The sequence below is a fragment of the Komagataeibacter rhaeticus genome, assembly GCF_003207855.1.
Classification (GTDB): domain Bacteria; phylum Pseudomonadota; class Alphaproteobacteria; order Acetobacterales; family Acetobacteraceae; genus Komagataeibacter; species Komagataeibacter rhaeticus.
Window position 1 is genome coordinate 1 of sequence record NZ_NKTZ01000005.1, and the last position, 20,176, is coordinate 20,176.

The following is a 20,176-nucleotide window of genomic DNA, read 5'->3' on the forward strand; positions in this document are numbered from 1 at the left end:
ACCTCAAGAAGTTTCCCTCAGCGCCGCCGGTGAGTGCGGATATAGGTCCCACCCCCAAAACCGTCAATCAGAAAATGCACCTAAAAGGAAAAATATCTCGGGAAAAAATCAAAAAGACCGGAAAACCGCCAACAAACAGAATCACTTACACAAGGATACGCACGCCAGCACAACAGAATCGGCACGCGCACCGGGCCAGGATCGCACCATTATCCCGGCCTATGCTGCCCCTCTCGGTCCATCAGCATCTCCGTCACCATGGATTTGAATGGCGCCAGTGCATCGGCCACGCGCAGCCCGGCCTGGCGCAGGACCCTGAAGGCTGGCTCGTCACGGGTATAGACCGTGGCGATTCCGTTGGTGGCGGCAAACAGGGGGGCCGTGGCCAGCCGATGCCGCCGCTCAAAACGCCTTAGCGTGGCCAGGCTGCCGGGCTGCTCACCGCGCGCCAGACCGGCTGCCACTTCCTGCGCCAGTGACTCCTGCCCTTTCAGCCCCAGATTGAACCCATGGGCCGTGATGGGATGCATGCCCACGGCCGCATCCCCCAGCAAGGCGAAGCCCGGCGCCACGAAACGATGGGCGTAAACGGCCCGGAGCGGATAACTGTGCCGGGTGCTGACCAGCCGCATATTGCCCAGCCGATTACCGACCCGTTCCATGATTTCGGCATTGAAGGCATCCCGGTCCAGCGTGCGCAGGCGCTCGATCTGGTCGGGTGGCAATGTCAGGACAACGGAAGATGCACCGCCATTGACAGGCAGCAGCGCCACGGTCTGCCCTTCATCAAACCACTGCGTCGCCACATGGTGATGCGGCAGGTCATGCGCCATGCGGCAGACCAGCATGGACCGCCTGAAATCGTGCATCACCGCGCCAATACGCTGCATCCGCCGCAACTGGGAAAACCGCCCATCCGCCCCTATGGCAAGGCGGGACCGGATCTCACCACCGGTATGCACCACCGTCATGTCCTCGCCTATCCGCCGGATATGGCGGGTGACGGTGCCACCCAGCAGGCGGATATTGGGGCGGTTGCTGGCGGCAAGATACAGGCCACGCCGAATACAGTGGTTGGAAACCAGATAGCCCAGTGCATCAACACCGCGCCCCTGTGTATCAAACGTAAGGGGATGATTGCGACGGCCGGTTTCAACCCGTGCCTGCCGCAGGGGGGAAATGGCCACCTGTGGAATATGCTCCCACGCCCCCAGCGCCTTGAGCACGGAAACCGAATGATGCGTCAGCGCGATTTCGCGCCCGTCAAAGGCCGGCTCTGCCCAGGCGGGCGCGCCCGCACGTTCCAGAACGGCAACGCTCAGGCCCAGGGCCTCCAGCGACAGGGCGGCGGCAAGGCCGGTCGGGCCGCCGCCCATTATGGTCACATCATGATATGTCATGGCCTGACTGCTCCTGTCCGCATCATGGTCTGCAACGGGTTATGCGTCATCCGCGCCAAACCGCACGGGCGTGCCCGTCCATTCGGCTACATAGTCATCCACGGCCCGGCGCGTGGGGCCGCGGGCACCGGGCCGGGGCGTGCCGACAAACAGGAACCCCGCAAGCCCATGCGGTGCGGGAAAGCCCAGTTCGGCGGCAAGTTCCGGATCGTAGGCCACATCACCGCTGACCCATACCCCACCAAAACCCGTGGCATGCAGGGCGTTGAGGATGTTCATGGCCGCTGCCCCCACGGCCAGTTCCTGCTCGATCAGGGGAATCTTGTCCCCGGGGCGCAGGTGCATGCCCAGCACGATGATCATGGGCATGGTGGAAAAACGGGTCTGGCGCTTTTCGATCTTGGCGGGGGCCACGTCCGGGTCAAGCCGCTTCATACTGGCGACGATACGCCCGGCCAGCGCGGGCCTGGCGTCACCCTGCACGATGACATAACGCCACGGCCGCAGCCTGCCATGATCAGGCGCGCGCATGGCGGTGGACAGGATGGTGTCCAGCACGGCGCCCTGCGGCGCGGGTTCGGCCAGCGCATCGGTTGAAAAGCGCGACAGGAGAAGATCGAGCGATGGCATGTGGTCGTGCCCTTGATACGGTTGTGGCGGCAGCCCGCTGGCAGTCGGCGCCTGCACGGCGGCCGCCATGACGCGCCACCATGCAGCAGATGCCCCGCCCTGCCAATATCCCCCCTGCCCTGCGCGGAACCGGCACGCGGGATCGGTATGGATTCCGGCTTCCGGCTTCTGTAGAAGGGGGGACATGAATACCCCGCGCACAGCCACGGTCCACCGCGCCACCAGCGAGACCGACATTACCGTCACCATCAACCTTGATGGCACGGGCCAGACCCGCATCGATACCGGCATCGGTTTTTTCGACCATATGCTGACCGCCCTTGGCCGCCACAGCATGTGCGACCTGGAGGTCACGGCAAAGGGCGACCTGCATATCGACTACCACCACACGGTGGAAGATACCGGCATCGCCCTGGGCAAGGCCTTCGCGCAGGCCATTGGCGACAAGCGGGGCATCCGCCGCTACGGCAGCGCCACCGTACCGCTGGACGAGGCGCTGTGTGAAGCCGTGGTCGATATTTCAGGCCGCCCCTTCCTGGCATGGTCGGTCACCTTCGGGCGTGACAAGATCGGGGAAATGGATACGGAACTGTTCGAGGAATTCTTCCGTGCCTTTGCCATGAGCGCCCTTGTCACCCTGCATGTGATCCAGCGCGCGGGCCATAACTGCCACCACATAGCCGAAGCCGGCTTCAAGGCACTGGCCCGCGCCCTGCGCACCGCCAGCGAGCCCGACCCGCGCGCGGGGGGCATCATCCCGTCCACCAAGGGCAGCCTGTGACCTTCTACAGCGCCCTGCTGCCCCCCGATCAGGCGGACGGCCCTGATGCCCGTCCGGTCATGGTGGCGTGCCGCCTGTCGTGGCTGGTGCTGGTGGCCGGGTGGCTGGGGCTTGTGCTGCGGGGCTGTATCATCAGCGGGTTCGTGGCGGGCGGCGGGTTTATCCTGCTGCGCCAGTTCCTGCCGCTTACCCTGGCCCTGCCGCTGCTGGCCGGGGGCCATCTGTTCCTTGCGCTGAATGCCGCGGAACTGCGGCAATGGGAACTGCGGCTGCGCGGCTACCGGCCCGCACGCGGCGTTTACGCCACAGGGCCGCAGGCCGCCCTGCTGCGCTGGATGGAGCAGAACCGCGCCCGTTCCCTTCCTTCCGTATCATGAGGCATCCCATGCCCGCGCCTTCCCTTACGCAATCCATTGTGGTGATCGACTATAATGGCGGCAACCTGGCCTCCGCCGCCCGCGCCCTGACCCGCGCGGCGCAGGATTGCGGCCTTGCCGCCACCGTCACCATAACGGCGGACCCGCAGGCGGTGCGTGATGCCGACCGCATCGTCCTGCCCGGACAGGGTGCCTTTGCCGACTGTGCCGCGGGGCTTGCGGCCCGGCCCGGCCTGCGTGATGCAATCGTGGCGGCAACCGATGCCGGCACGCCCTTCCTTGGCATCTGCGTGGGCATGCAGCTTATGGCCGAGCGCGGGCGTGAACATGGCGTGACCCCCGGTTTTGGCTGGATCGCGGGCGAGATCGCGCTGATGGACGCCCCGAACCTGCGCCTGCCCCAGATGGGCTGGAACGAACTGGCCTTCACCCCGGGCGCCCATCCGCTGACCGACGGGCTGGAAGCGGATGCCCACGGCTATTTCGTCCATTCCTTTGCCCTGCGGGGCTATGACCCGGCGGACATGGTGGCCACGACCGATTACGGTGGCACGGTGCCCGCCATCGTGGCGCGCGGCAACCGCGCGGGCACGCAGTTCCATGTGGAAAAAAGCCAGAAGGTGGGCCTGCGCATCCTGTCCAACTTCCTGCGCTGGACCCCCATGCCGGGCGGCCCGTCATGACACGGACCGCCGCCCCTGCCGGCACCCTTCAGGCCGAACGCCTGCAGGACATGCATGAAGACGACCTGCATGCCCTGTGTGACGCGACCAATGCCGCCATCCTGGAAGGCGGCGGCTTTGGCTGGCTGGCCCCGCCCCCGCGTGAGACGCTGGAGCGCTACTTCCGTGGCGTGCTGCTGGTGCCCGAACGCCAGATGTTCGTGGCCCGCCTTGACGACATGATCGTCGGCTCCGCCCAGCTTGTCCGCCCGCCGCGCAATAACGAGGCGCAGGCGATGAGTGCAACCCTCATGCACTTCTACATCGCCCCCTATGCCCGTGGCATGGGGCTGGGCCGGCTGCTGCTGACCGAAGTCGAAAGCTGCGCGCGCAGCATGGGCTACCAGATCATCAACCTTGATGTGCGTGAAACCCAGGCGGAAGCCGTGCGGCTGTTCCGCAGCAGCGGGTTCCACCACTGGGGCACCCACCCCAGCTATGCCCGCATGGACGGCCGTACCGTGCGCGGCCTGTTCTTTACCAAGCGCCTGCAGGCGGACGAGCGGATCGTCCCCGCCCACCCGCAGGATGCCGCAACCCCCATCCCTGCAGCAGGACATGCCCCCGTGACCGGACACAGCCTGACACTCTATCCCGCCATCGACCTCAAGGACGGCAGCTGCGTGCGCCTGCGCCGGGGCGAGATGGACAATGCCACCGTCTATTCCGATGACCCCGGCGCACAGGCGCGGGCATGGATCGATGCCGGATGTTCATGGCTGCATGTCGTGGACCTGAACGGCGCCTTCGCCGGCCGCTCCGCCAATACCGAGGCGATCGAGGCGATCATCGCCAATGCCTCTGTACCCGTGCAGCTGGGCGGTGGGCTGCGGGATCTGGAAAGCATCGGCAAATGGCTCAATGCCGGGATCAGCCGGGTCATCCTGGGGTCCATCGCGGTCAAGAACCCCGAACTGGTGCGTGAAGCCTGCCGCCTGTTCCCCGGCCGGATCGTGGCGGGTATCGATGCCCGCAGCGGCCAGGTCGCAACCGAAGGCTGGGCCGAGACATCGGAGATGAAGGCCGTGGAACTGGGCCTGCGCATGCAGGATGCCGGTGTGGCCGCCGTCATCTTTACCGAGATCAGCCGCGACGGCATGCTGACCGGCATCGATATCGAGCAGACATCGGACATGGCCAATGCCCTGTCCATCCCGGTCATTGCCAGCGGTGGCGTGGGCAATCTTGGCCATCTGGAAGCCCTGCGGGCGGCGACGGCACAGGCACCGGGCATCGAGGGCGTGATCGTGGGCCGCGCGCTGTATGACGGACGCATCAACCTGGGCGATGCCCTGCGGGCCTTAAGCTGATGCTGAAGCTGCGCGTCATTCCCTGCCTGGATGTAAAGAATGGCCGGGTGGTCAAGGGTGTGAACTTCGTCTCGCTGCGCGATGCGGGTGACCCGGTGGAACAGGCGGCCGTATATGACGCGGCGGGGGCGGATGAGCTGACCTTCCTCGACATCACCGCCAGCAACGAGAACCGTGACACCATACTGGATGTGGTCAGCCGCACGGCGGAACGCATCTTCCTGCCGCTTACGGTGGGCGGCGGCGTGCGCGCCACCGATGACATGCGCCGCCTGCTGCTGGCGGGGGCCGATAAATGCGCCATGAACTCCGCCGCCGTCTCGCGTCCCGAACTGGTCAGCGAGGCCGCACAGAAATTCGGCAGCCAGTGCGTGGTCGTGGCCATTGATGCCCGCAGCGACGGCCATGGCGGGTGGGAAGTCTATACCCATGGCGGCCGCACCCCCACCGGGCGCAATGTGGTGGACTGGTGCCGGGAAGTGGCCGAACGGGGTGCGGGCGAGATCCTGCTGACCAGCATGGACCGCGACGGCACGGGCAAGGGATTTGACCTTGACCTGCTGCGCGCGGCCAATGCGGCGGTGCGCATTCCCATCGTGGCCTCGGGCGGGGTGGGCGAACTGGCGCATTTTGTCGAAGGCGCGCGGGCGGGGGCGACCGGCCTGCTGGCCGCAAGCGTGTTCCATTTCGGCCAGTTCACCATTCCACAGGTCAAGCAGGCGCTGGCATCGGCCGGCCTGCCCGTCCGGCAGACGGACTGATCCCCTTATTCCAGCCTATCGGAGCATCGTCATGGCCAAGACAGAAAAATCCCGCAAGAACGCCCCGGCCAAGTCCGCCGCCCCCCCGAAGCCCGAAGCCGTTGGGCCCGCCACCCCCGATGTGCTGGACCGGCTGTTCGAGGTTGTGGAATCACGGCGCGGCACCGACCCCGCCATCAGCCATTCCGCCCGCCTGCTGGCCCGCGGTCGGCGCAAGATCGCGCAGAAATTCGGTGAGGAAGCGGTTGAATGCCTGATCGAGGCCGTCGCGGGCAATCGTGACGAACTGGTCAGTGAAAGTGCCGACGTGCTGTACCACCTGATCGTGATGTGGGTGGACGCGGGCGTGAAACCCGCCGAAGTCTGGGCCGAACTGCTGCGACGCGAAGGCACCAGCGGGGTTGCCGAAAAAGCATCCCGCCCGCGCGACCCGCTGGCCTGAACCCCTATTAGCCGACAGGAGACCCTCATGGCCGTAAGCGGCATTGGTCCATATGACCCGCAGAACATCTTCGCCCGTATCCTGCGCGGTGAACTGCCGTGCAGGAAAGTGTACGAGGATGAATACGCCCTCGCCTTCCATGACATCGCCCCCAAGGCGCCGGTGCATGTGCTGGTGATCCCGAAGGGGGCCTATGTCTCCTTTGCCGATTTCAGCGCGAAGGCAAGTGAGGCGGAAATTACGGGCTTCATCCGCGCCGTGGGCACGGTTGCGCGTGACCTGGGGCTGGAGGCGCCCGGTTACCGGCTTGTCTCCAACACCGGGGCCGAAGGCGGGCAGGAAGTGCCGCATTTCCATGTGCACCTGTTTGGCGGCCGTGCCCTTGGCGCCATGCTGCCGGGTTGAACTATCCAACTTCACTGAAAGAAATATAAAGTTTTTGGGTGCCGCCTTTTTTCAAAAAGGCGACATTTTTTTATCAAGCTTTTTGCAAAAAGCTTGACCAAAAACTCTTTTTACAGGGACTGGAGTTCAAACAGCCCGCGATACAGCCCCCCTTCGCGCGCCATGAGTGCTGCATGGGGGCCGTCCTCGCACACCCGGCCATGGCGGAACACGATGATGCGGTCCAGCCCCATGACGGTGGAAAGCCGGTGGGCGATGACCAGCACGGTCCGCCCCGCCATCAGCCGCTCCATGGCCTCCTGCACCAGCATTTCGGAACGGGAATCGAGGCTGGATGTCGCCTCGTCCATGATCACGATGCGCGCGTGGCTCAGGAATGCCCGCGCAATGGCGATGCGCTGCCGCTCCCCACCGGACAGCTTGACCCCGCGCTCCCCCACCATGGTGGCATAGCCACGCGGCAGGCGGTCTATGAAGTCCGCCGCATTGGCCTGGCGTGCGGCGTGCGCGATTTCCGCAGGTGTGGCGTCAGGGCGGGCATAGGCAATGTTTTCCGCCAGCGAGCGGTGGAACAGCAGCGGCTCCTGCGGCACGATGGCAATCTGCCCGCGCAGGCTGGCCTGCGTGACCGTTGTGATGTCGGTGTCATCAATGGTGATACATCCCGCCTGCACATCATACAGCCGCTGCAGCAGGCGGGTGAGCGTGGTCTTGCCCGAACCCGAGGGGCCGACAAGGGCCACCCTGCTGCCGGGTGCGATATCCAGGTTCAGGTCATCAAACAGCACGCGCCCGTGCTGGTGTTCGTAGCCAAAACATACATGCGCGAAGCGGATGTGGCCCCGTGTCACGCGCAGCGCGCCTGCCCCGGGCCGGTCGGCCACGGTGGGCTGCATACGGAACAGGCTGACCAGTTCCTCCATCTCGTTGACCGAACGCTGCACGACCGAGATCTGCTGGCCGATATCACGCAGGTAGCCCTGGATCACGAACATCATCGTCAGCACATAGGCCACATCGCCCGGTCCCGCGCGGCCCTTCAGCCACAGCAGGGCCACGCCCGCTATCAGCATCATGCGCATGAGCAGGGCTGCGAAATTCTGCAGGTTGGCGCTGTTGGTGCCGCGCAGCCATGACCGTACCGTGCGCTGGCGCCACCGTCCCGCCACCCATGCCAGCCGCGCATCCTCGCGCGCTTCCGCCCCGCTGGCCTTGACCACGGCGTTGCACGTCACCGCGTCCGACAGGGTGGCCCCCATGCGGGTATCCCACAGATTGGCCAGCCGGGCGGACGGCGCCACGTAACGCAGCGTCAGCACCACCGACAGCCAGACCAGCGCCACCGCCCCCACGGCCAGCACCAGCCCCATCAGCGCCCAGTGGAACGCCAGCACCCCGGTGGTGGCGCACAGCACGATCACCTCCGGCACCAGCATCAGCAGCACGGTATCCCCCAGCGTATCCACCGCCCCCATGCCGCGCGTGATCCGCCGCACGGTGGAACCGGCGAAGTTGCTGGCGTGCCATTCGCTGGAAAAACGCTGCACACGGGCAAATGCCCCGGTCACGATGCCGGTCATGACGCGCGATGTCAGGTGGGAAATGGCGACATAGGCCGTGCGCCGGGCCAGGATTCCCCCCATGCCCAGCACCGTCAGCCCGGTCACATCCCACAGGGCACGGTGCGCGGTGGCGGTCGTGGCGGGGTGGGAGACATCATCCACCAGCCAGCCCGCCAGCAGCGGCATCATCACATCCGCCACCGTGGCCATGGCAATCCCGGCCAGTGTCCAGGCCAGGAAGGCGGGCTGGGCACGCCAGCGCCGCCAGACAAACCCCAGCACGGCGGAAAATTCATGTCGCCCCGATGCCGGGCGGGAAAAGAAGGATGCCATTGCCAACGCGCCATGATGCAGGAAAGCCACGCAGCCCGCCACAACAGGTGGAAGCGCGGGCGGGGGCTGGAACGACTAGCCGCCGCCCGCCCCGCATGCAAGGCCGATGACCTTTCGCGGTCATTTACATGCATCACCCCAACGCCGCACAATACCCCGCGATCCACCCGCACAAGGTAGCCGATGAAAACCCCCGAACGCCCCGCAAAACCCGCCCGCCGCGCCATGACACTGGCGGAAGTCCGCACCTTCATCACCCAGCTTGCCGCCGCCAACCCCGATGCGCGGAGCGAACTCGACTTTGTCGATGACTACACCCTGCTTGTGGCCGTGGTGCTGTCCGCGCAGGCGACCGATGCCTCGGTCAACAGGGCGACGGTGGGGCTGTTCCGTGATGCCCCCACCCCGAAGGCCATGGTGGAACTGGGGGAGGAAAAGGTGGGCGAGCATATCCGCACCATCGGACTGTGGCGGACCAAGGCGCACAATGTCGTATCCCTGTCACGCCAGTTGCTGGAGCGTTTTGATGGCAGGGTACCCTATGACCGCGCGGCCCTGGAATCCCTGCCCGGTGTCGGGCGCAAGACGGCGAATGTGGTGATGAACGTGGCCTTTGGCGACAGCACCATGGCGGTCGACACCCACATCTTCCGCATCGGCAACCGCACGGGGCTGGCGCCGGGGGCCAGCGTGCGCGCGGTGGAGGACCAGCTTGTCCGCCGCATTCCCGCCGACATGCTGCGCCCCGCCCATCACTGGCTGATCCTGCACGGGCGCTATGTCTGCAAGGCCCGCAGGCCCGAATGCTGGCGCTGCCCCGCCTTCGATCCCTGCCAGTACCGCCTGAAAGCCGACATCCGCGCCGGAGCCCCCGCAGACTGAGTGCTATTCCGCCTGCGCCAGTGGCAGGTCGGGCATGCCCGACCCACCGGGCCGCATGACCCATGGCCGCGCGCCACGGGTGGCGCGGTCGGTACGCATCTCCAGCCCGTCTCCGCCACGGAAATAGAGGGCATAGGCCCCTTCGCGCCACAGGTCGAAGCGCCCGACCCGCCCCACGCCGGGACAGCCCGCCTGCCCGTGCAGGTTCACCACCACCCGTGCCCCGAGGCACAGCGCCGCATCGGGCATGCGTGCGGCCAGCAGCAGCACGATATCGCCCCCCTGCCCCGCAACACGGCATATCCCGTTCCGGCACGCCACCCTGCCCTGCCGGCCCTCCACGGGCAGCAGCCCCGCGCGCAGACCGGTCACCCGCTGCCATTCCCGCAGTACGAAGGGATCGGGATGCGTGCCCGGCCCGGTCAGTACCTGCCCCCCCGTCACCACCCCGACCATGCGCGCATCGGGTGCCACCAGCACGACCGGCATCCTGCCCACCCATGGTGACAGCACGGCCAGCACAACCGGCAGCGCACCCAGCAGCCTGGCCCGCCCCACCCACAGGCACAGCCAGCACAGCCCGGCAAAGAACAGCACCAGCCCGCCACCGCCCATGGCGGGCACACTGACGCGCGCCACCGGCAGTCCCGCCACCAGATGCGCAAGCCACGCCACCACGCCAATGCCCCAGCCCATGGGCGCCAGCGCCAGCTTTTCCGCCCCCAGCGGCATGAGCAGCAGCGAGACCAGCCCCCACGGCATGATCCAGACCGACATGAGCGGCACGGCCAGCAGGTTGGCCAGCACGAACCATGGCTGCACCGTGCCGAAATGCGCCATGCCCACCGGCAGGCACGCGCTGCCCGCCAGCACGCTGGCCAGCAGGGGGCGGCCCATGCGCGCGCCCACCCGCCGCATCCACATCACGTCATGCCCCCACGCGGACAGGACGGGGCGCAGGGCATCGAATCCGGCAACCAGCGCCATGACCGCGGCCATCGACATCTGAAGTGGCAGTTCAGCCACCTCTTCGGGGGCCAGCACCATCAGCACGGCCGCCGCCACCGCCAGCGCGCGGATGGACAGCGGCCGCCTGCCCGCAAGCAGCGCCACAACCGCCAGCCCCGCCATGATCAGGCTGCGCTGTGCGGGCAGGTGCGCGCCCGTCAGTACCACATACCCGCCACCCGCCAGCAGCGCGGCCACGCCGGCAATCTGTCGGCACGGCCAGAACAGCGCCGCGTGCTCGGACAGCGCCAGCCCCATGCGCACCACCGCCATGACCAGCCCCATCACGATGGCAAGATGCAGCCCCGCCACCGCCAGCAGATGGGCCAGCCCCGCATCGGCGAAGGCTTCGCGTGTCTCCGCGTCAATCACCCCATCCTCCCCTGTCAGCACGGTCGCGGCAATCGTGCCGCGCGGGCCGGGCAGCGCCGTGCGGATTCGCTGCGCCAGCCCCTGCCGCAGGGTGCGAAACCACGCCGCCATGCCCGACGGGCCGCGCGGATGCGCGGATGTCACGCGCTCCAGCGCGCGGCCATAACCCGCCAGCCCGCCAAACCACGCACGCCGCTGGGCATCATACCCGCCCGGCATGGCCGGAAAGGCGGGTGGCGCAAGCAGGACCCGGGCTGAAAGCGTATCCCCCGCAACGGGCACGGCCGGGTCATCGGGCCGCAGGCGCAGCATGATCTGGCGGCGCAGGGGCCGCATGCCGATATTGATGCCGTCCAGAAACCGCACATCGGCCAGCCCCACGCGCGACACCCGCGTCCCGTCACGCAGCGTCTGCCCGTCCACCCCCGTCACGCGCCCGGACAGATGCACGGCCCGGCGGGGCAGATCGGGAAAGGGTGGCATGCGATGCGCCTGCCCCCATGCCACCAGCAGCCCCGCAGCACACGCCCCCACCACGCCACACCCCATGCGCACGGGCAGGCGCGCCCCCCACAGCAGCCTGCCCGTGACGGACGCCACCACAAGCATGCCCATGCCGAAGGCCCATGTGCCACCCGGCTCCCACGGCAGGGCGAAATACAGGGCGATACCGGCGGCCAGCAGCACGGGCAGCCAGACGATGAAGCGGGCATGCTGCCCCCACAGCCATGCCGCCACCGTCTGGCCCATGCGCAGGAATGCTGCGTGGAGAAGGGGGATATGCTGGCGCGAGGGAGGGACCTCCGTAATAATTCATGCGGGCCGGTGCCGGGCATGCGCCCCGCGCGTGGCCATAATGCCCATCCTACCGGCCGAGATGGCCCGCACGCCAGACAGCCCCCTGTCAGCAGGGCGAAAACATGCTAAGGAGCCGGCTCATGACAGTCCGTACGCGTTTCGCACCCAGCCCCACCGGCCTGCTGCATATCGGCAACGCCCGTGCCGCCCTTTTCAATTTCCTCTATGCCCGCCACCATGGCGGGCAGTTCCTGCTCCGCATCGAGGATACAGACCGTGAGCGGTCGACCCAGAAAGCGGTCGACGTGCTGTTTGACGGTCTGGCCTGGATGGGCATCGAACCCGATGAGAAGCCGGTCTTCCAGTCCACCCGGCAGGCCCGCCATACCGAGGTGGCGCACGAACTGCTGGAAAAGGGACTGGCCTATCGCTGCTACTGCACGGCCGATGAACTGAAGGAAATGCGCGAGAAGGCGATGGCCGAGGGCCGTCCCCCCCGCTACAACGGCATGTGGCGCGACCGCGACCCCGCCGAAGCGCCGCCCAACACCCCCTACACCATCCGCATCAAGGCCCCGCGTGAGGGTGAGACCACCATCCATGACCTGGTGCAGGGCGACGTGCGCGTGGCCAATGCGGAACTGGATGACATGATCATCCTGCGCGCCGACGGCACGCCGGTCTACCAGCTTGCGGTCGTGGTGGATGACCATGACATGGACATCACCCACGTCATCCGTGGTGATGACCACCTGACCAACACCTTCCGCCAGGCCATGATCTACCGCGCCATGGGCTGGGACCTGCCGCATTTCGCCCACCTGCCGCTGATCCACGGGCCGGATGGCGCCAAGCTGTCCAAGCGGCACGGGGCGCAGTCGGTCGTTGAATTCCGTGACATGGGCTACCTGCCCGAAGCGCTGAACAACTACCTGCTGCGGTTGGGCTGGGGCCATGGCGATGCCGAGATCCTGTCGCGCGAGGAGCAGATCAGGCTGTTCGACCTTGATGGCGTGGGCCGTTCCCCCTCGCGCATGGATTACGCCAAGCTGCTGCACATCAACGGTGTGTGGCTGCGCCAGGCCGATGACACGCGCCTGACCAATGACGTGATGGAACGCCTTGCGAAAATGGACGGCGTGGATACATCGGATACCACGCGCGCAAAGGTGCTGGCGCTGATGCCCGGCCTGAAGGAACGCGCCAAGACGCTGGTGGAACTGGCGGATAACGCCGCCTTCCTTGGCCGTTCCCTGCCACTCGCCTTCGACCCGAAGGCCGAAAAGCAGCTCACGCCGGAAAACCGGGTGATGCTGGGCAGGCTGGCCGAAGCGCTGAAGGCGACCGGGCCGTTTACGAAGGAAGGCATAGACGCCACCCTGCGCCAGTTTGCCGAGACGCATGAGATGAAGCTTGGCAAGGTTGCCCAGCCGCTGCGCGCGGCGGTAACCGGCAGCACCATGTCGCCCGGCATAGACGACACGCTGGTCGCCCTTGGCCGCGACGCGGTACTGGCCCGCATCAACGCGGTTGCCGCCCATGAATGAGCGCGGCCATGGCAGCAACGTGTTCGTGAATACCCCGGCACGGCACCTGCTGGGGGTGCAGGGCATGCACCCAAGCCGCATCACGCCGCTGCTGGACCTTGCGGAGCACTATGCCCTGCTCAACCGCTCCCGCAAGACACCGCGCGACCTGCTGCGCGGGCGCACGCTGATCAACCTGTTCTTCGAGGACAGCACGCGCACCCGCACCTCGTTCGAACTGGCGGGCAAGCGGCTGGGGGCGGACGTGGTGAACATGAGTGTCGCCAGTTCCTCGGTCAACAAGGGTGAGACGCTGCTCGATACGGCGGCAACGCTCAACGCCATGCATACCGACCTGCTGGTCGTGCGCCATGCGCAGTCCGGCGCCCCCGCCCTGCTGGCGCAGAAGGTGCAGGCCAGCGTGGTCAACGCGGGCGACGGCACGCATGAACACCCGACCCAGGCCCTGCTGGACGCCCTGACCATCCGCCGCCACTTCGGCACGTTCGAGGGGCTGACGGTGGCCATATGCGGCGATGTGAGCCACAGCCGCGTGGCGCGCTCCAACATCCACCTGCTGACCGCCATGGGCTGCCAGGTGCGCGTGGTGGGGCCGCCGACACTGGTGCCCGGCGCCATCGGGGCGCTGGGGGTCAGCATTCACCACACCATGGAAGACGGGCTGCGCGGGGTGGATGTGGTCATGATGCTGCGCGTGCAGCGTGAACGCATGAAGGGCACGCAGGTGCCCAGCGCGCGCGAGTATTTCCGCTTCTACGGACTGGACAGCAGGCGCCTTGCGCTGGCGAAGCCGCATGCGCTGGTCATGCATCCCGGCCCGATGAACCGGGGCGTGGAAATTGACAGCCGCGTTGCCGATTCCGACCAGAGCGTAATCCGTGAACAGGTGGAAATGGGGGTGGCCGTGCGCATGGCCGTGCTGGATACCCTTGCACGCGGGGGAGAAGGCGCATGAAGCCGGTCCTGTTTGAAAACAGCCGCCTGATCGACCCCGCCAGTGGCCTGGACCGCCCCGGCCGCCTGCTGGTGCAGGGCGGGGTGATTGCCGGCACCGACCTGCCACAGGCCGAAGGCGCACCCGAAGGGGCGGAAGTGATTGATGGCGGCGGCCAGCTTGTGCTGTGCCCCGGCCTGGTGGACATGCGGGTCACGATTGGCGAGCCCGGCTTTGAATACCGCGAGACGGTGCTGTCCGCGGCAAAGGCTGCCGTGGCCGGTGGCATCACCACCATTGCCGTGCTGCCCAATACCAGCCCCACCATAGACAACCCCGCCCTGGCCCGCCTGCTGCGCGCGCGTGGCGAGGAAACGGGCCTGATCGACATCCTGCCCTATGGTGCCCTGACCCGTGGGTGCGCGGGCACGGAAATGGCGGAAATCGGCCTGCTGGCCGAAGCGGGCGCCATTGCCTTTACCGATGGTCCCCATGCCATTGCCGACAGCCGCACCATGCGCCAGATGCTGACCTATGCCAGGGGCTTCGGCGCGCTGATCGTCCAGCACCCCGAGGACCCCTCGCTGGCGCGGGGGGGATGCGCGACCGATGGCGAACTGGCCACCCGTCTGGGCCTGCCGGGCATTCCGGCGGCGGCCGAAGCCATCCTGATCGCGCGTGACCTGCGTCTTGCGCGCATGACGGGGGGGCGGCTGCATTTCGGCCATGTCTCCACCGCCGAGGGGCTGGACCTGATCCGGCGCGCCAAGGCCGACGGCCTGCGGGTGACATGCGATACGGCACCGCCCTATTTCGACCTGAACGAGACCGTGATCGGTGATTTCCGCACCTATGCCAAGCTCTCCCCACCCCTGCGCGCGGAAGCGGACCGCCGGGCCGTCTGCGCGGGGCTGGCCGATGGTACGATCGACGCCATCGCGTCGGACCACATGCCCTGCGATGCCGATGACAAGCGCCAGCCCTTTGCCGTGGCGGCGGCGGGCGGCACCGGGCTGTGCACCCTGCTGGCGGTAACGCTGGCGCAGGTGCATGCGGGCAATCTGGACATGGGGGCTGCCATCGCGCTGCTTACCCACCGCCCGGCCAGCGTGCTGGGCAGCAGCGCGGGCACGCTGGCGGTCGGGGCACCGGCCGATCTGTGCCTGTTCAACCCCGATACCGGCTGGATCGTGCGCGCGGGCGACCTGCCGGGCAAGGCGCAGAACACCCCGTTTGACGGCCGTGCGCTGGAAGGCCGCGTGATGGGCACATGGAAGAAGGGCCGCCGCGTGTTCGGGGCACAGGCCGCATGATATACGGCATACCGACCTATGACCTGCCGCTTATGGCCGGGGTGGCGTTCCTGTCCTACCTGATTGGCAGCATCCCCTTCGGGCTGGTGCTGACCGCGCTTTCGGGCGGGGGGGACATCCGCAAGATCGGCTCGGGCAATATCGGGGCCACCAATGTGCTGCGCACCGGGCGCAAGGGACTGGCGGCGGGCACGCTGGCGCTGGATGGCACCAAGGGCGCGTTTGCCGTGTTCTGCGCCTTCGTGCTGTGCCCGTTCCACACCCTGGCCGCCGAATCGCTGGCCGCGATCTTTGCCGTGGCGGGGCACTGCTTTCCGGTATGGCTCAAATTCAGGGGCGGCAAGGGTGTGGCCACGGGCCTGGGCTGCGTGCTGGCGCTCATGCCCGGCGTGGGGCTGTGCTGCTGCGCGCTGTGGCTGATCTTTGCCAGGGTCACGCGCATTTCATCGGCGGGGGCCATCGTGGCCTTTGCGGCACTGCCGCTGCTCATGATCCGGCCGGGGCGGGTTGACTTCTCTTCGCCCGCCTATCTGGCGGGCTGCCTGATCGCGGTGATGATCCTGTGCCGCCATCATGCCAACATCACCCGCATCCTCCGGGGCACCGAACCCAGGATCGGCCAGAAAAGCGCATGACCGCGCCCGATGCCGCAACGCTGCTGGCCTGCCTGCGGCTGGCCCGGACGGACGGCATCGGCCCGGTCAGCTACCACCGCCTTGTGCGCACGCATGGCAGCGTACAGGCGGCCCTTGCCCTGCTGGAACGCGGCGCAAGCCCCGGCCGCAACATGGGCCAGCCCGGCACCCGTGATGACGCCCTGCGTGAAATCGACCGCCTGCACGCCATGGGCGGGCAGTTCGTGGTGCATGGCCAGCCGGGCTATCCACCGCTACTGGCGGCCCTGCATGATGCGCCACCCGTGCTGGCCGTACTGGGCGATCCGGCCCTGCTCTCGGCCCGGATGGTGGGAATCGTGGGGGGACGCAACGCATCGGCCGGCGGAATCCGCATGGCGGAAAGCCTGTCCGCACTGCTGGCGGCACAGGGCGTTGACACCGTATCGGGGCTGGCGCGCGGGATCGATGCCGCGGCCCATCGCGGCGCCATGACGGCGGGCCGGACGGTGGCGGCCATCGCGGGTGGGCTGGACTGCCCCTATCCGCCCGAACACGCGGACCTTCAGGCCCGGATCGCCGGCACCGGGGCCGTCGTGACCGAGGCACCGCTGGGCACCGTGCCGCAGGCCCGGCATTTCCCGCGCCGCAACCGGCTGATCGCCGGCCTGGGGCTGGGCTGCGTGGTGATCGAGGCAGCACTGCGTTCGGGCAGCCTGATTACCGCGCGCATGGCGCTGGACTATGACCGGACCATTTTCGCCGTGCCCGGCTCCCCGCTGGACCCGCGCAGCCACGGCAGCAACGACCTGCTGCGGCAGGGCGCGGTACTGACGGAAAATGAACGCGACATCCTGCGCGAACTCCCTGAAACGACGGAGGAAACCGGCCTCTTTCCCGGCCGTTTCCCCCCTGTCCGCAACCCTGCCGTTCCGCAGCGGGAACGGGCGGGAACGGTGCTGCGGGCAGTCCCCGCGCCCGGCCCCTGCCCGCCCGTCCAGGGGGAGGGAGACCTGCATGAAATGATAGAAGGTTTTCTATCTTTCACACCATCGCCTGTTGACGATCTCGTACGGCGCTGCCAGTTCTCGACAGCAGCAGTCCTGACCGCCCTGTCGGAAATGGAAATTGCGGGCACGGTCGAGTTCCTTGCGGGGGACATGGTCGTGCGGCGTCCACCCCCCGCCTGAGCGCAGGAAACGAGCAAGGTTTGAGAATCGTGATCCGGAGACAGAATGACTGACGTCGTGGTGGTCGAATCGCCAGCCAAGGCGAAAACGATCAATAAGTATCTGGGTGACAACTACACGGTTCTTGCCTCGTTCGGGCACGTACGCGACCTGCCGCCCAAGGATGGCAGCGTGCTGCCCGACGAAGGCTTTGCCATGAAATGGGAAGCCGACGAGCGCGGCAGCCGCCAGATCGCGGCCATTGCCAAGGCGCTGCGCGGGGCCAAGCATCTCTACCTTGCCACTGACCCCGACCGTGAGGGGGAAGCCATCTCGTGGCATGTGCGCTCGATGCTGGAGGAAAAGAACCTCCTCAAGGGCATCGACGTGCAGCGCGTCACGTTCAACGAAATTACCAAGAGCGCCATCAAGACCGCGATGGCCCACCCGCGTGAACTCGATTTTCCGCTGATCGAGGCCTATCTGGCCCGCCGCGCGCTGGATTATCTGGTGGGCTTCACGCTTTCACCCGTGCTGTGGCGCAAGCTGCCCGGATCGCGCAGTGCGGGGCGCGTGCAGTCCGTGGCCCTGCGGCTGATCTGCGAGCGCGAAGCCGAGATCGAGGTGTTCAGGCCGCGTGAATACTGGTCGATCATCGCGCGCATGACCACGCCCGGGGGCGCGGCCTTCTCGGCGCGGCTGACCCATCTTGACGGGCACAAGCTCGAACAGTTCGACCTGGGGGATGAAGCCCGCGCCATGGCCGCGAAGGCGGCGGTGGAAGCAGGCGATTACAGCGTTGAAAAGGTCGAGCGCCGCAAGGTCCGCCGCAACCCGCCGCCGCCCTTCACCACATCCACCATGCAGCAGGAAGCCTCTCGCAAGCTGGGCATGGGGGCGCAGGTGGCCATGCGCACGGCCCAGCAGCTGTATGAAGACATCGATATCGGTGGCGAGACGGTCGGCCTGATCACCTATATGCGAACCGATGGCGTGCAGATGGCGGGCGAGGCCATTGGTGCCATCCGTGGCCATATCGGCCACAGCTTCGGGCCTGAATACGTGCCGGAGAAGGCGCGCATCTATTCCACCAAGGCCAAGAACGCGCAGGAAGCGCATGAAGCCATCCGCCCGACCGACGTGCGCCGCACGCCGGCCGACATGGCGCGCTATCTCTCGCCCGAGCAGAAGAAGCTGTATGACCTGATCTGGAAGCGCTCGGTCGCCAGCCAGATGCAGTCCGCCGAGCTGGATCAGGTGGCGGTGGACATTACCGACCGCCAGCAGCGTGTGACGCTGCGCGCCACCGGTTCCATCATTGCCTTCGACGGCTTCCTGCGCCTGTACAGCGAAGGCCGTGACGATTCGCCCGCCAAGGGTGACGATGACCAGGACCGCATGCTGCCACCCATGAGCGAGCGCGACGCCATTGGCCGTGGTGAGGTCACGGCGGACCAGCACTTCACCCAGCCGCCGCCGCGCTATTCCGAAGCGTCGCTGGTCAAGAAGATGGAAGAGATCGGCATTGGCCGTCCCTCCACCTACGCCTCCATCCTGACCGTGCTGCGTGACCGCAATTACGTGCAGCTGGAAAACCGGCGCTTCGTGCCCGAGGACCGGGGGCGGCTGGTCACGGCCTTCCTCACCTCCTTCTTCGAGCGCTATGTCGATACCCAGTTCACGGCGGGGCTGGAGGAACAGCTTGATGACATATCGGGCGGCCGCGCCAACTGGCGCGATGTCATGTCCGCCTTCTGGTCCGATTTCTCGCACGCGGTGGACCAGACCAAGGATCTCAAGATATCCGACGTCATCACCGCACTGGACGCGGATCTGGCCCCCTACTTCTTCCCCGAGCGTGAGGACGGGCAGGACCCGCGCGTGTGCACCGCCTGCGGCACCGGGCGGCTGGGGCTGAAGCTGGGGCGTTACGGCGCGTTCATCGGCTGCTCCAACTACCCGACCTGCCAGTTCACCCGCAAGCTGGTGGTGGACCCCAGGGAAGGCGAGGATGCCGCCACCCTGAAGGACGGCATGCGCGTGCTGGGCACCGCCCCCACGGGCGAGGAAGTGACCGTGCGCCGTGGCCCGTGGGGGCTGTACGTGCAGCAGGGTGAACCCGACCCCGAGGACAAGAAGGCCAAGCCGAAACGCGCCACCATCCCGCGCGGGCTGGATGGGGACAAGATCACGCTGGAACAGGCGGTGGGCCTGCTGTCGCTGCCGCGCATCGTGGGCATCCACCCCGAACTGGGTGAGCCGATCGAGGCGGGACTCGGCCGCTTCGGGCCGTATGTGAAGATGGGCGCGGTCTATGGCTCGCTGGACAAGGATGACGATGTCCTGACCGTGGGGCTGAACCGCGCGGTGGATGCGCTGGCCAAGAAGCTGGCCTCCATCCGCACCATCGGTCCCCACCCCAAGGATGGCGAGCCGGTCATGGTGCGCAAGGGCCGCTTTGGCCCCTATGTGCAGCATGGGTCCATCGTGGCTACCGTGCCGCGCGGGCAGGACATGGCGGATGTGACCATGGACGAAGCCCTGACGCTGCTGGCCGAGAAGGGCAAGCCGCTCAAGGCCAAGGGCAAGAAGGCCACGACCACCCGCAAGCCCGCCGCCCGTAAAACAAAGGCCAGGACGGCGGACGCGACCGGGGATGCCGAGGGGGCGGAGGCCGCGCCCAAGAAAAAGGCCACCCCCCGCAAGGTTGCCAGCAAGACCGCGGCCAAGACCACCACGCGCAAGACCACGACACGCAAGAAGGCCACCCCGGCCAAGACCGAGAGCGAGACCGACTGACCATGAAAAGGCAGCGT

The 20,176-nt window shown here is 67.0% G+C and carries 18 protein-coding genes; 14 read left to right on the forward strand and 4 right to left on the reverse strand.

Going from position 1 to position 20,176, the window contains the following annotated elements; translation table 11 throughout:
• Nucleotides 1-209: 209 nt before the first annotated feature.
• A complete protein-coding gene (ubiM, locus tag CFR78_RS07090) occupies nucleotides 210-1,400 on the reverse strand; it encodes a 5-demethoxyubiquinol-8 5-hydroxylase UbiM (RefSeq protein ID WP_034928626.1) in 1,191 nt (396 codons plus the stop codon).
• Between the two features lie 39 nt (nucleotides 1,401-1,439).
• Nucleotides 1,440-2,030 carry a nitroreductase family protein gene (locus tag CFR78_RS07095; RefSeq protein ID WP_034928666.1) on the reverse strand — a complete coding sequence of 197 codons (591 nt, stop codon included), beginning with the start codon at nucleotides 2,028-2,030 and terminating at the stop codon, nucleotides 1,440-1,442.
• A gap of 184 nt (nucleotides 2,031-2,214) precedes the next feature.
• Here CFR78_RS07095 and hisB point away from each other — a divergent pair, with 184 nt between their 5' ends.
• Genes hisB through CFR78_RS07130 form a run of 7 tightly spaced genes read left to right on the forward strand, consistent with a single transcriptional unit; the run spans nucleotide 2,215 to nucleotide 6,828 of the window.
• Nucleotides 2,215-2,811 carry an imidazoleglycerol-phosphate dehydratase HisB gene (gene hisB / locus CFR78_RS07100; protein WP_007399942.1) on the forward strand — a complete coding sequence of 199 codons (597 nt, stop codon included), beginning with the start codon at nucleotides 2,215-2,217 and terminating at the stop codon, nucleotides 2,809-2,811.
• Nucleotides 2,808-3,188, forward strand: a complete 381-nt coding sequence (locus CFR78_RS07105) for a hypothetical protein (RefSeq protein ID WP_034928623.1) — start codon at nucleotides 2,808-2,810, stop codon at nucleotides 3,186-3,188. Before hisB ends, CFR78_RS07105 begins: the two co-directional genes overlap by 4 nt.
• A gap of 8 nt (nucleotides 3,189-3,196) precedes the next feature.
• A complete protein-coding gene (gene hisH / locus CFR78_RS07110) occupies nucleotides 3,197-3,871 on the forward strand; it encodes an imidazole glycerol phosphate synthase subunit HisH (protein ID WP_007399940.1) in 675 nt (224 codons plus the stop codon).
• The gene (gene hisA, locus CFR78_RS07115) at nucleotides 3,868-5,220 is read left to right on the forward strand and encodes a 1-(5-phosphoribosyl)-5-[(5-phosphoribosylamino)methylideneamino]imidazole-4-carboxamide isomerase (RefSeq protein WP_034928620.1); all 1,353 of its coding nucleotides are present in this window, start codon (nucleotides 3,868-3,870) and stop codon (nucleotides 5,218-5,220) included. The genes hisH and hisA overlap by 4 nt, the downstream gene beginning before the upstream one ends.
• Nucleotides 5,220-5,981, forward strand: a complete 762-nt coding sequence (gene hisF / locus CFR78_RS07120; protein ID WP_034928617.1) for an imidazole glycerol phosphate synthase subunit HisF — start codon at nucleotides 5,220-5,222, stop codon at nucleotides 5,979-5,981. Before hisA ends, hisF begins: the two co-directional genes overlap by 1 nt.
• A 31-nt stretch (nucleotides 5,982-6,012) precedes the next feature.
• Nucleotides 6,013-6,423, forward strand: a complete 411-nt coding sequence (locus tag CFR78_RS07125) for a phosphoribosyl-ATP diphosphatase (RefSeq protein WP_007399937.1) — start codon at nucleotides 6,013-6,015, stop codon at nucleotides 6,421-6,423.
• 27 nt (nucleotides 6,424-6,450) lie between these two features.
• The gene (locus CFR78_RS07130) at nucleotides 6,451-6,828 is read left to right on the forward strand and encodes a histidine triad nucleotide-binding protein (protein WP_034928612.1); all 378 of its coding nucleotides are present in this window, start codon (nucleotides 6,451-6,453) and stop codon (nucleotides 6,826-6,828) included.
• Nucleotides 6,829-6,938: 110 nt separating this feature from the next.
• On the opposite strand, the gene CFR78_RS07135 is transcribed toward CFR78_RS07130, so the two are convergent.
• The gene (locus tag CFR78_RS07135; protein WP_034928610.1) at nucleotides 6,939-8,723 is read right to left on the reverse strand and encodes an ABC transporter ATP-binding protein; all 1,785 of its coding nucleotides are present in this window, start codon (nucleotides 8,721-8,723) and stop codon (nucleotides 6,939-6,941) included.
• 183 nt (nucleotides 8,724-8,906) lie between these two features.
• Between CFR78_RS07135 and nth the strand changes: the two genes are divergently transcribed.
• The gene (gene nth / locus CFR78_RS07140) at nucleotides 8,907-9,605 is read left to right on the forward strand and encodes an endonuclease III (protein ID WP_034928607.1); all 699 of its coding nucleotides are present in this window, start codon (nucleotides 8,907-8,909) and stop codon (nucleotides 9,603-9,605) included.
• Nucleotides 9,606-9,608: 3 nt separating this feature from the next.
• Here the strand turns inward: nth and CFR78_RS07145 are convergent, their stop codons facing one another.
• Entirely contained in the window at nucleotides 9,609-11,735 is a 2,127-nt protein-coding gene (locus CFR78_RS07145) for a ComEC/Rec2 family competence protein (RefSeq protein ID WP_110581058.1), read from the reverse strand.
• A gap of 188 nt (nucleotides 11,736-11,923) precedes the next feature.
• On the opposite strand from CFR78_RS07145, the gene gltX reads away from it, so the two are divergent.
• Genes gltX through topA form a run of 6 tightly spaced genes read left to right on the forward strand, consistent with a single transcriptional unit; the run spans nucleotide 11,924 to nucleotide 20,159 of the window.
• Complete coding sequence (gene gltX / locus CFR78_RS07150; RefSeq protein ID WP_034928600.1) at nucleotides 11,924-13,330, forward strand: glutamate--tRNA ligase; 1,407 nt, start codon at nucleotides 11,924-11,926, stop codon at nucleotides 13,328-13,330.
• Nucleotides 13,323-14,285, forward strand: a complete 963-nt coding sequence (locus CFR78_RS07155; protein WP_110581059.1) for an aspartate carbamoyltransferase catalytic subunit — start codon at nucleotides 13,323-13,325, stop codon at nucleotides 14,283-14,285. The genes gltX and CFR78_RS07155 overlap by 8 nt, the downstream gene beginning before the upstream one ends.
• Nucleotides 14,282-15,577: a dihydroorotase gene (locus CFR78_RS07160; RefSeq protein WP_034928595.1), complete on the forward strand. Its 1,296-nt coding sequence runs from the start codon at nucleotides 14,282-14,284 to the stop codon at nucleotides 15,575-15,577. The genes CFR78_RS07155 and CFR78_RS07160 overlap by 4 nt, the downstream gene beginning before the upstream one ends.
• Nucleotides 15,574-16,212, forward strand: a complete 639-nt coding sequence (gene plsY, locus CFR78_RS07165) for a glycerol-3-phosphate 1-O-acyltransferase PlsY (RefSeq protein WP_007399929.1) — start codon at nucleotides 15,574-15,576, stop codon at nucleotides 16,210-16,212. Before CFR78_RS07160 ends, plsY begins: the two co-directional genes overlap by 4 nt.
• Nucleotides 16,209-17,381, forward strand: coding sequence for a DNA-processing protein DprA (gene dprA, locus CFR78_RS07170; protein ID WP_034928592.1), 1,173 nt, complete (start codon nucleotides 16,209-16,211; stop codon nucleotides 17,379-17,381). The genes plsY and dprA overlap by 4 nt, the downstream gene beginning before the upstream one ends.
• A 45-nt stretch (nucleotides 17,382-17,426) precedes the next feature.
• Nucleotides 17,427-20,159, forward strand: a complete 2,733-nt coding sequence (gene topA / locus CFR78_RS07175) for a type I DNA topoisomerase (protein WP_110581060.1) — start codon at nucleotides 17,427-17,429, stop codon at nucleotides 20,157-20,159.
• Nucleotides 20,160-20,176 lie beyond the last annotated feature (17 nt).